This is a genomic window from Botrimarina mediterranea (assembly GCF_007753265.1).
Taxonomy (GTDB): Bacteria; Planctomycetota; Planctomycetia; order Pirellulales; family Lacipirellulaceae; genus Botrimarina; species Botrimarina mediterranea.
Genome location: NZ_CP036349.1, coordinates 376,959 through 389,776, shown reverse-complemented (window position 1 = coordinate 389,776; position 12,818 = coordinate 376,959). Strand labels below are relative to the sequence as shown.

Genomic DNA, 12,818 nt, shown 5'->3' with positions numbered 1-12,818 from the left:
TCGTGGGCGATCGATACAGCTTCCCCATTATGACGGCACGAGGCCGCGGAGACTACGCGCCTTTGGCGGAGGGGCTAGGGATTAGGAGCTAGGCGATAAGGGGGCGGAATGCGGCCAGGAGCCCACGACGTCATTCGTGGGAGCAGTGTCGCCCGGGGCCTCGGCGGCCTAGAATCGTGCCCCGCCCCAAGTTTTCCCTCAGCCCCTCGCCCCTCAGCCCCTAACCCCTCTCCTATGGAAGCTGGCATCGTTGGCCTGCCGAACGTCGGCAAGAGCACCCTGTTTAACGCCCTCACCTCGGCCGGGATCGCCAGCGAGAACTACCCGTTCTGCACGATCGAGCCCAACGTCGGCGCCGTCCCCGTCCCCGACTCGCGGCTGGACACCATCCAGTCCTACATCAAGACGCAGAAGGTGATCCCCGCCATCCTCCAGCTCGTGGACATCGCTGGCATCGTCCGCGGCGCCAGCGAGGGCGAGGGCCTCGGCAACCAGTTCCTCACCCACATCCGCAACGTCGACGCCATCCTGCACGTCGTCCGCTGCTTCGACGACCCCGACATCATCCACGTCGAGGGCTCGGTCGATCCGATCCGCGACATCGAGACCATCGACACCGAGCTGATGCTGGCCGACCTGCAATCGGTCGAGCAGCAAATCCACAAAGCACAGAAGAACGCCCGCACCGGCGACAAGGACGCCAAGCGCAAGGTCGAGATCTTGCAGGAGTGCCACGACCGCCTCGCCGAAGGCACGCCGATCCGTGGCCTTGTGTATGAAGACCCGGCCTCAGCAAAAATCCTCCGCGAGTTGCAACTGCTCACGTCGAAGCGTGTGTTGTACGTCGCCAACGTCGAAGAGGACGACCTTCTCGGCGAAGGCGAACTCGTGAAGCGCGTCCGCGAACGGGCCGCGGCCGAGGGGGGCGAGGTCGTGGCGGTCTGTGCACGGCTGGAAGCGGAGCTCGCCGAACTCGACGAAGCGGACCGCGCCGAGATGCTCGAGTCGGTCGGCCTCACCGAGCCGGCGCTGGCGTCGCTCGCGCGGGCGGCCTACAAGCTGCTCGGCCTACAGAGCTACTTCACCGCCGGCGAGAAAGAAGTCCGCGCCTGGACGATCCCCATCGGCGCCACCGCCCCCCAAGCCGCCGGCGTGATCCACACCGACTTCGAGAAAGGCTTCATCCGCTGCGAGACGTACTCCGTCGATGACCTCGTCGCCCTCCACACGGAGAAAGCAATCCGCGAAGCGGGCAAGATGCGCGTCGAGGGGAAGGCGTATGTGATGCGCGACGGGGATGTGTGTCACTTTTTGTTCAATTAGGGACGAGGGGTTATAGGGCTGAGGGGATAAGGGACGGGGGACGAGGGAGCGCAAGCGACCTATTGAGCCGTCGGCGCTAGCCGCGGGTGGCGCCACGCAGCGTTTTTCCAACGCCAATTGGCTGGCCAAAAGCAAGCAAAAAGGCCGCAAGAAGCCGGTAAAGAAGACCCCCGCTACAAGCCCCAGAATGGGCCCTCTGGCGCCCTCTTGCCCGCGGTCGACCACTTTGCCGCCTGTGCCCACAAACGGCCCGCAGACGGCCTTCTAGGGCCCTTCCTGGGCCTGCTGTGACCTGCGGAGTGCGAGGCTGTGTGGTCGGGGGTCGAAGGCGCTAGACGGACCCTCCGAGTGGCGGAATGTACGCCGCGAGGACGCATCCCCCGGGGGGTCGTTGCGACCCTGAACCCCTTCGATTGCATCGTGTGCTACAAAGGTAGCCAACATCAGCTGGCCGCGATTGCTTGCATATCGCCGCACTCATCTCGGTAGAGTGAGAGGTTATAAAAATGAGAAAGGACCGTATCGCCAGTGTCTGGGTTCTACTTGTCCTTGCCTTGGGATTCGTCGAGACGTGTGAAGCACAGTCGCAACTCAGCGCCCTTCAGGTCTTGGTGCGCGACGTCAATCAAACCACGGGGCAAGTAACGAGGTTCGAGGGGCTGCCTGAAATCTCTGAGAGCCTCCCTCACGTTTCAGCATTAGCAAACGCCAACAAGCTAATAGCATCAGCTGAGAAAGCCGACCCACTGGGAGGCGTGCTCGCACTGGCAGAGGCCGGGGATTTGCTGGAGTTCAACGGCCTTCCCCCGATCCCATGGCCTTATGATCCGGGAGTTGAACACATGGTCGAGTTCACTTGGAGAGTACGGGGAGTAATTGAAGGGAATGGGTCGGCGAACTTCGGGATGCGATTTGTTCCTGGACGCGGCGCGAGTCCATCAAGTCACCATTATCAACAGCTAGCAGAATTCGGTTCTGCCGGCGTCGTGGATGAAGTAATCACAACGACCTTTCCCGTGGATCAAAGCGGCATCACGTACGTCGGTTCTCGCCTCATCGCCCGTATCGACGAGGGCGCTACGGGGCGTGTTGACTTCTCTGAGGGAGCCACCCTGCAGAACGTACGCGTTCTAGTGAATGGTCTGCCACACCCGTTCCAAGCAGTGGGTCGATTCGGCCTGCAAAAATTTTCGTCTATCCCAGAACCAAATTCGTTCTCATTACTTATGTGGGGAATATTGGTTACGGCATACGCGAGGCGCCCACTCGTGTCAGCAACGACCTCGTATGTTCGCTGCATCCCTCACTAGTGTGCACGGTGAGTCGTGAGCATGGCGCCCTGAAGCGAGCGTCGGTTACGATCCGAACCCATGATCTACCTCGCCACTTGCTCCGATCACCCCGCAGGGGTCCCCGAAGACCACCTGCTGCTCGATGCCCTGTCGTCGCAGAGTCAAGCGGCGGCGATTCGGCCTTGGGACAGCGGCGATTGGCGGCTGGCGAGCGAGGACCTCTGCGTCATTCGTTCGACTTGGAACTACATCGCTAAGCGGGACGCGTTTGTTGTGTGGCGGCGGGCTGTCGCCGAACGGGGGCGGCTGGTGAATCCGCTCGACGTGATCGAGTGGAACATCGATAAGAAGTATCTGCTCGAACTCCAGTCGCGGGGGGCGCCGACGGTCCCGACCGTGCTCGTTGCGGAGGGCGTGGCGTGTCGGCTTGAGGAGCACTTCGCTGCCTTCGGTTGTGAGGAACTGGTCGTCAAGCCGACGGTAGGCGCCGGGTCGTCGGGCTTAGAGATCCATTCGCTGAATGACCTGGAGCCCAACGCAGACGGCGTGCGGTCGTGGACTTACGACGTGCTATTCCAACCGCTCGTGCCGGCGATTCGGACCGTAGGGGAGTGGTCGCTGGTCTTTGTGGCGGGCGAGTTCCAGCACGCGGTGCGGAAGCGGCCGACGCGGGGCGATATCCGTTCGCAGCCCGAGTTCGGCGCGATCGTCACCGCCGAAACGCCGCCGCGGCATGTTTTGGACGCTGCTAAGCAAACGATTGAGGCGGGGCCGGCGACGACGTTTGCGCGGATCGATCTGGTGGACAACGGCGGGACGGCGTTGCTGATGGAGGCGGAGTACATCGAGCCGCAATTGTTTTTGGAGGGGCAGCCGGGGACAGTGCGGGCGTTAGCGGAGGCGTTGGCGGAATTGCATGGCTAACGGAGAGCTTTTGCTCTCTGTGGGAGGGGTCTCCAGACCCCGATTGCGGTGTCCATGCCGTTGCGTGATGGTGCGCGCCATCGGGGTCTGGAGACCCCTCCCACAAAAGGTGGAACCTATCGGTTACGCTGCTCCGCATGGAGAACGTATCGCCCGCCGTTAGTGTCCCCACCTCGACGCCGCAGCGGCTGGAGTCGCTCGACGTTTATCGCGGGCTGACGATGCTGCTGCTCGCCTTCACCGTACCCAACTGGGGATGGCAAGAACCGATTGCTCACGCTCATCCTTGGTTGCGGCCGGTGATGGATCAGTTCGAGCACGTGGTGTGGCGCGGACTGACGCTGTGGGACATGATCCAGCCGTCGTTCATGTTCATGGTCGGCGTGTCGCTGCCGTACTCGTACGTGTCCCGCAAACGCCGCGGCGCGAGCGACGCCGAACTCTGGCGCCACGCGGCAGTCCGAGCGCTGCTACTGGTGCTGCTGGGAATCTTCCTGCGATCGGTCGGCCGCGACGAGACGCACTGGACGCTGGAAGACGTGGTGTCGCAGATCGGCTTGGCATACCTGCCGCTGTTCTGGTTGGCGACTCGTACGCCGCGCGTTCAGGTGATCGCCATCGTCGCGATCCTCGTCGTGTCATGGTTGCTGTTCGCGCTTTGGCCCGTGCCGACGAATGCCCCCAACGTCGTCGCGCACTTCACCGGCTTCTGGTCGCACTGGAACGAGAACGTCGGCCCCGGGGTGGCGATCGACCGCTGGCTCCTCAACCTGCCGCCGCGCAGTGAGCCCTTCGTCATTAACAACGGCGGTTACTACACGCTGAACTTCCTACCATCGCTAGCGACAATGGCGCTGGGCTTATTGGCTGGACAAACCCTTAAGAGAGACCGGACAGCGCAAGCCAAGCTGCTGTGGCACTTCGGCTGGGGAACCGTGCTCATCGGGATAGGCGTTGCGCTCGATCTCAGCGGCGTCTGCCCACTGGTAAAGAAGAATTGGACGCCGAGCTTCACCCTCGCATCAGGCGGGCTTTGCTTGTGGATTCTCGGCGCCCTCTACGGCCTGATCGATGTGGCGGGCGTGCGGCGCTGGGCCTGGCCCGCGGGCGTGGTCGGCCGCAACCCGCTGGCGATGTACGTGATGACCTGGACGCTGGCGTCGTGGGTGCTGATGAATCTGACGACGCACCTCGGAGCCGATGCCTTCGCGGTCTTCGGCGAGACGTTCACGCTACTCGTGGGCAACCTTGCGGTGGGCCTCGTGTTGTGGCTGATTTGTTGGTGGATGGATCGCAATAAGGTTTATCTACGTGTGTAATGAACCGGGGGCTAAGGCCCCGCGGCTGATAGCGATGCGGCTGCTCATCAGCCGGCACGCCTTAGCGTCCGGTTAAAAAAATGCACCACAACGGGCACGAAGGACACGACGGCCGTACTAGCGGGACAACGCTAGTCCCAGTGACGAGCCGTCGTGTTCTTTGTGTCCGTCGTGGTTAACTCTTTTCCGTCAGCCAAGCATCGTCGGCGGTTGTGAAGACGACTTGCTCGTGCGACAGGCGTGAAAGGTCGAAGCGCTGCGCGAACTCTTTGGCAGTCATCTCGCTACGTGGACCGATGCCGCTCCATTCGGCAAGCAAACCGACGACTCGTTCGGGCGTGGTTCCGAGGTCGCGGTAGTGTGACAGTCGCGTATCGCCGTGGCGTTTGGCGAGGCGGCGGCCGTCTTCGCCGATGACGATTGGGAGGTGCAGGTACTGAGGTGGCGCGCCGAGCTTGAGACGTTCGTAGAGCAAAAGCTGTCGCGCGGTGCTTGGCGCCAGGTCGGCGCCGCGGACGACGTGCGTGACGCCTTGCCGCGCGTCATCGACGACGACGGCGAGCTGGTAGCTGGGCTGGCCCCCTTTGGTGGCGACCAGGTAATCACCGACCTCAAGTTGCGGGTTGAACCGCTGCGGGCCGAGGAAGGCGTCGTTGAACGCTCTCTCTTCGTCAGGTGCGATGAGGCGCCAGGCGACGCTGGGGTCGTGGAGACTTTTTTGGGAGGGGTCTCTCGACCCCGGTTTCGCGCTGCGGGCCGTTGCGGGATGGGCCGCGTCATCGGGGTCGGGAGACCCCTCCCACAGAGCGCCTTTGGCGTCTGATTTTGTGGGCCGGCATGTTCCCGGATAACGCAGCTCGTGGTCGCCCGCGTTGGGGGCGCTGAGGCTGGCCGCCAGTATCTGGGTGCGTGTGCAACGGCACGGATACGCCTCGCCCGCTTCAATGAGCTTGGTGAGCGCGGTCCCGTACGGCATGAGGTCGGATGATTGGTAGATCGGGCCCTCGTCCCAATCCATGCCGAGCCACTGCAAGATATCGATCGCCGCTTCGGTGGCGCCCGCTTTGATGCGCGGCCCGTCGAGGTCCTCAATCCGCAGCAGCACACGCCAACCACGCTGCCGCGCGATGGCCCAGTTCACCAAGAACGTCCGCGCGTTCCCCAAGTGGAGGGCGCCGGTCGGCGACGGGGCGAGTCGGGTGGTTGGCATAGCGGTCAGCTTTCAGCGGTCAGCTGCACCAAGATAGCTGAAAGCTGATCGCTGACAGCTGGTCGCTCTCAAACGTCAAACTTCACTCCCTGCGCGAGTGGCAGGGCGGCGCCGTAGTTGACCGTTGTGGTCGTGCGGCGCATGTACTGCTTCCAGCTGTCGGAGCCACTCTCACGGCCGCCGCCGGTGTCCTTCTCGCCGCCGAAGGCGCCGCCGATCTCGGCGCCGCTGGTGCCGATGTTGACGTTGGCGATGCCGCAATCGCTGCCGGCGGGGCCGGTAAAGCGGCCCGCTTCGCGGATGTCGCCGGTGAAGATCGCCGACGACAGGCCTTGCGGCACGCCGTTGTGAATCGCCATCGCTTCATCGAGCGTGTCGTAGGTGACGATGTAGGTGAGCGGCGCGAAGGTCTCGTCGAGCATCACCTCGGTCTGCTTAGGCATCCGCACCAGCGCTGGCGTGACGTAGAATCCGCCAGCCGGAACCGCGTCGGTGACGCGGTCACCCCCACAGAGGACCTCGCCCCCTTGGAGCTTGGCGGCGGCGAGGCTGGTCTGCATGTTGTTGAACGACGCTTCGCTGACCAGCGGGCCGACGAGGACGCCTTCCTTCGTGGGGTCGCCGATCGGCAGCGACTTGTACGCCTTTTCGAGCCGCGTTGTTAGCTCGTCGACGATCGAGGAGTGAACGATTAAACGCCGCAGGCTCGTGCAGCGCTGGCCGGCGGTGCCCACCGCGGCGAAGACGATCGCACGCACCGCGAGGTCGAGGTCGGCTGTCGGCGTGACGATCATCGCGTTGTTGCCGCCGAGTTCGAGCAGTGAACGCCCGAGCCGCTGACCGACGGCGACAGCGACCTTGCGCCCCATCGCCGTCGAGCCCGTCGCCGACACCAGCGGCACGCGCTTATCGGCGGCAAGCGCCGCGCCAACGTCGGCGCCGCCGTTGACGACACACGACAGCGCGGCGGGCGCCTCGGGCATGGTCGCGGCAGCGCGGACGACCATCTCGTGACAGGCCAGTGAGATCAGCGGCGTCTGCTCTGACGGCTTCCAGACGATCGAGTCGCCACAAACCAGGGCGATCATCGCGTTCCACGCCCAGACCGCGTTCGGGAAGTTGAACGCCGAGATCACGCCCACGACGCCGAGCGGGTGCCACTGCTCGATGAGTTGGTGCTCGGGTCGTTCGCTGGCGATCGACAGGCCATAAAGCTGGCGGCTGAGACCGACCGCAAAGTCACAAACGTCGATCCACTCCTGAACCTCGCCCTCGGCTTCGGACGGGATCTTGCCCGCCTCGAGCGTGATCAGCTTGGCAAGCTCCGCCTTGTGCCGGCGGGCCATCTCGCCGATCCGCAGCACGAGCTGACCACGCACCGGCGCGGGGACGGTGCGCCACTGGAGGAACGCCTCGTGCGCCGCCGCCACCGCGGCGCCCACGTCGGCGGGCGACGCCGCGCCGCACTTGCTGGTCAGCTCGCCGTCGATCGGTGACAGGGGCTCGAACGCCGCGCCGCTGCCGAGCTGATAGTCAGCGCCAATCGCCACGCCGGGCCGGACGCCATCGATCAGGGCGGGGAGCAGGTTGGTGGGGAGTTCCATGGTTTAGCCTGTTTATTACTTCTAGTTTTGTAATTTTGGGAACCACAAAGGAACAAAGGAACGAAGGCAAATACAGGAAGCCAAATCTTGTGACTTCCTTCGTTCCTTCGTGGTGAATCCTATCAAGTCGAAGCGATCGGCGCGCGGACGCTCGTCGCCTTCGCGTAGGGCTCGCCGAAGGGGTTTGCTTCGAACTCCTTGAGCGACACGTCTTCTTGCCGCACGAAACCCTTCGACGGGAGCTTGCCGAGACGGTGCAGGTCGACCACGCAGCACATGCTCGTTGCGGTCGTGATCTGGATCGAACTGGCTTCCAGGCCGTGAACGTTGCCGTGGTACACCTTGCGGGCGTCGGCGACTTGCTCGAAGCGGCCGCCTCGCCAGCCGGTAACGGTGCTGAAGATCAGCACGACGTCCTGGTTGGTGCAGGGGATCGCGTCTTCCATCAGCTTCTTCAAGAGATCGCGGTGGTCGTAGAAGCGCAGTCCGTGCAAGAGGAACATCATCAGCTCGCGGTGGCCGACGTAGCGGACCGTCTTGTAGTCGAGTTCGTTGACGCGGCCTTCGAGCGTTTCGCAGAGCGTGCCGAGACCGCCGGACGTGTTGAACGCCTCGTAGTCAACGCCGTCGAGCGCGAAGTGCTCGAGACCTTCCATCGGCTGGAGGTCCATCCGCTTACCGTCCGAGATCGCCTCGCACGGGTTGCAGTACTCATTGATGAGGCCGTCGGTCGACCAAGTCAGGTTGTACTTGAGATGGTTCGTCGGGTAGAGCGGCAGCGCGCCGACACGCATCTTGACGCGGTCGAGCTTGTCGAAGCCCTGGCAGAGGCTGTGGGCGAGGATGCCGATGTAGCCCGGCGCCAGGCCGCACTGGGGCATGAAGATCTGCCCCTCGTCGGCGCGCTTGGCGATGGTCCGCACGGCGTGCGTCGTGGCGACGTCTTCGGTGAGGTCGAAGTAGCTGACGCCCGCCGTTAGCGCCGCGACGGCGATCCCCTCGTTCTGATCGAACGAACAGGCCGAGATCACCGCCTTGCGGCCCTGGCACGCCTTCACGACATCGTCATGGTTGGTGACGTTGACCACCTTGGCGGTGACGCCCGGGGTCTCTTTCACCAGCGCGTCGCACGCCTCTTGCGAGATGTCGCCGACGAGCACGTCGTACTCGCCCGATAGGTGCAACATCCGCGCGATGCCACGACCAATCTTGCCGGCGCCGAGAATGGTGACGGGATACTTGCTCAAGGGAAAGCCTCTTAGGCGTTCGGACTCTTGTGGATTAAATGACGAATGACGAAGCCCGAATGACGAACCCGTCGGAGGGGTCTATCTGCCCCCGACAGGTTCGTCATTCGAGCTTCGTCAGACCGCGTTAGCGCTTCGCGTCCGTCGATTCGAAGATCTTGTCCGCGCTGGCGGCGACGAACCCGGGGTAGAGCTCACCCGATTCGGTGGGGTAGCGCTTGGCGAACTCGTAGTAGCAGGTGGGGACTTCGTGCGTCTCACCGCCGGCGAACTGGATCGGCATGCGGTCGGCCAGCGTCGAGCCTTGCTCGAGAAGCACCTCGGGCGTTCCCTTCACACGGCCGCCGGACGCGTTGACCTGGTAGCCCAGGCTCTCGACGACTTGCAGCACCTCTTCGACCGACGTGGTCTGCGTCAGGTAGTTGACGCCGATCGTGAAGTGGTTCGGGCGGATGCCGATCGACGCGACCCAGGCGGCGTACTCGCTCTCATCGACGAGGGTCTGGTAATCCTTATAGCTGATCGGCTCCCACAGCGGGCCGGCCCAGAGGATGCTCGGGTCCTCGACTCGCTTCGGATCGACCTGGGCGGCGAGGCCTTCGAGGATCTTTGCCGCGGCGGGCGACAACTCGTTCACGCGCAGCTCGGAGACGAACACCCGTGGCATCTCCTGCTCGGGCGGCAGGTAGCCGTAAGCAGAGAGCTTCTTGTCTTTGAAGTCGTAGGGCTCGTACGGCGTGTAGCCGACGGCCAAGAGGTGCGGCTCGAGCGACTTGAGGCGGATCGGCTCAAGGGCCAGGGTGCGGAAGGCGACGTGGTCGTTGACGACACGCTCGCCACGCTCCTCGAAGGCCGCCTTGATGCGTTTGGCCTGCGGGGTCATGGCGACGTAGTCGTCCCACAGCCGGTCGAAGAACTGATTGATATCCATCGCTTAAAGCCCTGGAATTGCGACCGAAGGAACCGTAACCGCCTGCCCCTATCGTACTTTAGCGCACAACAGCGACAAACCATCGCCACTGCGCAAAGAAACCGCGCCGGTGCGTGATGGATGTGAAGAAAGGAGATGCGGGGATGGCACATTTTGTACCTCGGCCAACGATCGCCGTTCGGTCCTCGCAGCTGAAATGAGCGCAAAGTCTGTAAGGGGTTGAAGCAGTCTTCATCGCCAGCCTAGGCGCCCATTCTTGGGCGGTGGGAAAATCCCACCTTGAGAAAAGTGGGTGAAAGCTGATGCGATCGAGTTGCCTTGGACGTATTGTTAACTGGGAAGCTATCAACCCTCCTCGCGGAGACCCGGCTGTGACGACAAAGACTCTCGATTCGAAGGGACGTCTGACCCTAGGACCGCAGTACGCTGGGCAATTGGTCATCATTGATGACAGCGACAGCTCGCAGATTGTGATCCGGAGGGCAGTCGCCTTGCCGGTAGAAGAAGCCTGGCTCTTCCAGAACGAGAAAGCTCAGAAGTTAGTGGCCGCCGGTCTCCGCGATGCAAAGGCCGGCGAGTTTGTGGAGGGACCCGACCTGGACGCGGACTTAAGCGCGTTTGATGACGAATAGGACGGGAGGGTCCGATGGCCTATTCGCTGGTTTGGGCAAAAGCTGCCCGTAAAACCTACGACGAGCTAAAGGCCGCGGCTCAAAAGCAGCAAGTCACCGCGAAGAAAGCCGGTAAACGCAAGTCATCGCGCCAGATCGGGACTTTCAAGCAGGTCGCCAAGACGCTGAAGCTGCTCTCGGATAATCCCAGGCACCCGGGCCTGAACACCCATGAGTACAGCGGTCTGATTAGTCCCTTCGACTCGAAAGCCCGTGTTTGGGAGGCGTACGCTCAGAACAATACTCCTGGCGCCTACCGGGTCTTCTGGGCCTACGGGCCCGATCGAAAGCAGATAACCATCGTCGCGATAACGCCCCACCCATAGCGTCGTCCTCGCCATCCCCCTATTTCCTTTCTTCAAATCGCCGCGCCCCAGGCCGTTTGACGGCCACCAGAGGGGAGCGTCATACTTCAGGGCCCGATGGCGGTCGGCGAGGGGTCCCTGTGACGGGGGCCGCGCGAACCTGGTCAGGGTGGAAACGCAGCAGCCATAAGCATGCGTCAACGGGTGCGGGGACCTCTCGCCCGCCGCCATCGGATTGAAAACAACAGCGACTCTTAGCCGCCGACGGCAGTCGGCGGTTTTCGTTTGGGGCCGTTCGCGCGGCCGGGGGCTGCCGCCCGCGGCTATGGGCCATTCCGTAGGAGACGGCGGTTTAAGGGATGTCGGATCTGCAGACGACCGCCGCCGAGGTGTCCACCGCTGGCGCCGACTACATGGTCGTCGCCCGCCGCTACCGGCCGCAGCGCTTCACCGAGCTGATCGGCCAGCAGCACGTCGCCGGGGCGTTGCAGCAGGCGATCCGCACGGGCCGCATCGGCCACGCCTATCTGTTCACCGGCGCCCGCGGGGTGGGGAAGACCTCCGCCGCGCGGATTCTGGCGAAGGCCCTCAACTGCGAGTCGGGCCCGACGCCCGAGCCCTGCTGCCAGTGCGACGCCTGCGAACGGATCGCCACCGGCGACGACGTCGACGTGCTCGAGATCGACGGCGCCAGCAACCGCGGCATCGACGAGATCCGCCAGCTGCGGCAGAACGCCGGCGTGCGGCCGAGCCGGTCACGGATGAAGGTCTACATCATCGATGAAGTCCACATGCTCACGAAGGAGGCGTTCAACGCCCTCCTCAAGACGCTCGAAGAGCCGCCCGAGCACGTGAAGTTCATCTTCGCGACGACCGAGCCGCAGAAGATCCCGATCACGATCCTGTCGCGCTGCCAGCGGTTCGACTTCGCCGGTGTCGACACCGTCTCGATCAGCGAGCGCCTCCGCCAAATCGCCGACGCCGAAGGGGTTGGCATCGACGAGGAGGCGTTGCAGATCCTCGCCGTGCGTGCGGCCGGCTCGATGCGGGACAGCCAGTCGCTGCTCGAGCAGCTGCTCGCCGTTGCCGACCACCACATCTCGGCCGACGACGTCAACTCGCTGCTGGGGATCGCCCCCGCGGCGCGCGTGGCGGAGCTTGCGGAGCGTTTGGCGGATCGCGACGCGGCGACGGGGCTCGCGCTGCTCGACTCGGCGGTCCGTACCGGCGCCGACCCGGGGCAGGTGCTCGACCAGCTGATGGGCTACTACCGCGACGTCATGGCGGTCACCGTCGGCTGCCCGCCAGAGCAGATGCTGACGGCCCTGCCGGGCCAATACGACGCGGCAAAGGCCCTCGGCGAGCGATTGGGCGTCCACACGCTGCTGGCGGCGATGCAAGTCCTTGATCAGACCGCCGCTCGCATGAGAGTGAGCGTTCATGAGCGGACGCTCGCCGACATGGCGATCGTGCGGCTGGCGACGCTCGAGGACCTCGATAGCCTCGCGCAGGCGGTAGCGGATGTGCGGGCGAATCCGGGCGCTGCGGTAAAAAAAAACGTTGAGCCGTCCGTAGGGCCACCGGGGCTGCCGCCCGCGGCTAGACCACAAAGCACTCCACCGCCTTCGAACGGGGCCGCAAAAGCGCCTTCGCTTCCGCCGTTGCCTCCTACTCCCGCGCCGCGTCCTGTCGCGCCGCCGCAACCGGCGGCTACCGCCGAACCCGCCAACGAAGACAACGACCCGAACAGCCTGATGGCGCAGTTCGCGGCGATGCGCGAGTCGGCGGCGGAGTCGCGGCCCGGCGCCCCGGCGTCGCGCCGCGTGAGCCGCCGGCAGCAGCAGACCGAGATCGCCCAGCACCCGTACGTCGCCAAGGCGATGGAGCTGTTTGGAGTGGAACCGGACCGTCTCCGCTACATGCCTCCGCGCGAAGAATGAGGTTTTTCAGACACATCTGTGGGAGGCGTCTCCAGACGCCGATTACGGTGTC

At 63.9% G+C, this 12,818-nt stretch carries 11 protein-coding genes and 1 other RNA gene; 8 read left to right on the top strand and 4 right to left on the bottom strand.

The features are described from left to right. The first annotated feature begins 234 nt into the window (after positions 1 to 234). The 4 genes from ychF to Spa11_RS01540 all read left to right on the top strand — a co-directional run bounded on the left by ychF (position 235) and on the right by Spa11_RS01540 (position 4,858). Positions 235 to 1,323 (top strand): redox-regulated ATPase YchF, encoded by a 1,089-nt coding sequence (gene ychF / locus Spa11_RS01550; protein WP_145105888.1) that lies wholly within the window; start codon positions 235 to 237, stop codon positions 1,321 to 1,323. Positions 1,324 to 1,829: 506 nt separating this feature from the next. Next, positions 1,830 to 2,633 (top strand): hypothetical protein, encoded by an 804-nt coding sequence (locus Spa11_RS23185; RefSeq protein WP_231933106.1) that lies wholly within the window; start codon positions 1,830 to 1,832, stop codon positions 2,631 to 2,633. 60 nt (positions 2,634 to 2,693) lie between these two features. Continuing rightward, entirely contained in the window at positions 2,694 to 3,539 is an 846-nt protein-coding gene (locus tag Spa11_RS01545) for an ATP-grasp domain-containing protein (protein ID WP_145105885.1), read from the top strand. A gap of 137 nt (positions 3,540 to 3,676) precedes the next feature. Further along, entirely contained in the window at positions 3,677 to 4,858 is a 1,182-nt protein-coding gene (locus tag Spa11_RS01540; RefSeq protein ID WP_145105882.1) for an acyltransferase family protein, read from the top strand. 175 nt (positions 4,859 to 5,033) lie between these two features. On the opposite strand, the gene Spa11_RS01535 is transcribed toward Spa11_RS01540, so the two are convergent. The 4 genes from Spa11_RS01535 to Spa11_RS01520 form a co-directional block, all read right to left on the bottom strand. After that, complete coding sequence (locus Spa11_RS01535; protein ID WP_145105879.1) at positions 5,034 to 6,068, bottom strand: glutamate--tRNA ligase family protein; 1,035 nt, start codon at positions 6,066 to 6,068, stop codon at positions 5,034 to 5,036. A gap of 68 nt (positions 6,069 to 6,136) precedes the next feature. Then, on the bottom strand, positions 6,137 to 7,672 hold the full coding sequence (gene amaB, locus Spa11_RS01530; RefSeq protein WP_145105875.1) for an L-piperidine-6-carboxylate dehydrogenase: 1,536 nt from the start codon (positions 7,670 to 7,672) through the stop codon (positions 6,137 to 6,139). 122 nt (positions 7,673 to 7,794) lie between these two features. Further along, complete coding sequence (locus Spa11_RS01525) at positions 7,795 to 8,919, bottom strand: saccharopine dehydrogenase family protein (RefSeq protein ID WP_197529662.1); 1,125 nt, start codon at positions 8,917 to 8,919, stop codon at positions 7,795 to 7,797. A gap of 127 nt (positions 8,920 to 9,046) precedes the next feature. Next, entirely contained in the window at positions 9,047 to 9,850 is an 804-nt protein-coding gene (locus Spa11_RS01520; protein WP_145105872.1) for a DUF1338 domain-containing protein, read from the bottom strand. A gap of 371 nt (positions 9,851 to 10,221) precedes the next feature. Here Spa11_RS01520 and Spa11_RS01515 point away from each other — a divergent pair, with 371 nt between their 5' ends. The 4 genes from Spa11_RS01515 (at position 10,222) to dnaX (ending at position 12,766) form a co-directional block, all read left to right on the top strand. Next, complete coding sequence (locus Spa11_RS01515; protein ID WP_145105867.1) at positions 10,222 to 10,482, top strand: hypothetical protein; 261 nt, start codon at positions 10,222 to 10,224, stop codon at positions 10,480 to 10,482. A 14-nt stretch (positions 10,483 to 10,496) separates the two neighbouring features. Further along, the gene (locus Spa11_RS01510; RefSeq protein WP_145105864.1) at positions 10,497 to 10,847 is read left to right on the top strand and encodes a hypothetical protein; all 351 of its coding nucleotides are present in this window, start codon (positions 10,497 to 10,499) and stop codon (positions 10,845 to 10,847) included. Between the two features lie 107 nt (positions 10,848 to 10,954). Further along, positions 10,955 to 11,049: signal recognition particle sRNA small type (gene ffs / locus Spa11_RS01505), an RNA gene on the top strand. A 136-nt stretch (positions 11,050 to 11,185) separates the two neighbouring features. Next, positions 11,186 to 12,766 carry a DNA polymerase III subunit gamma/tau gene (dnaX, locus tag Spa11_RS01500; RefSeq protein ID WP_197529661.1) on the top strand — a complete coding sequence of 527 codons (1,581 nt, stop codon included), beginning with the start codon at positions 11,186 to 11,188 and terminating at the stop codon, positions 12,764 to 12,766. Positions 12,767 to 12,818: the final 52 nt, after the last annotated feature.

Bases quoted from the DNA above. Each gene is read 5' to 3' on its own strand.
- amaB (WP_145105875.1), bottom strand. From the start codon at position 7,672: ATGGAACTCCCCACCAACCTGCTCCCCGCCCTGATCGATGGCGTCCGG.
- Spa11_RS01545 (WP_145105885.1), top strand. From the start codon at position 2,694: ATGATCTACCTCGCCACTTGCTCCGATCACCCCGCAGGGGTCCCCGAA.
- Spa11_RS01510 (WP_145105864.1), top strand. From the start codon at position 10,497: ATGGCCTATTCGCTGGTTTGGGCAAAAGCTGCCCGTAAAACCTACGAC.
- Spa11_RS01535 (WP_145105879.1), bottom strand. From the start codon at position 6,068: ATGCCAACCACCCGACTCGCCCCGTCGCCGACCGGCGCCCTCCACTTG.
- ychF (WP_145105888.1), top strand. From the start codon at position 235: ATGGAAGCTGGCATCGTTGGCCTGCCGAACGTCGGCAAGAGCACCCTG.
- dnaX (WP_197529661.1), top strand. From the start codon at position 11,186: ATGTCGGATCTGCAGACGACCGCCGCCGAGGTGTCCACCGCTGGCGCC.
- Spa11_RS01540 (WP_145105882.1), top strand. From the start codon at position 3,677: ATGGAGAACGTATCGCCCGCCGTTAGTGTCCCCACCTCGACGCCGCAG.
- Spa11_RS23185 (WP_231933106.1), top strand. From the start codon at position 1,830: ATGAGAAAGGACCGTATCGCCAGTGTCTGGGTTCTACTTGTCCTTGCC.
- Spa11_RS01520 (WP_145105872.1), bottom strand. From the start codon at position 9,850: ATGGATATCAATCAGTTCTTCGACCGGCTGTGGGACGACTACGTCGCC.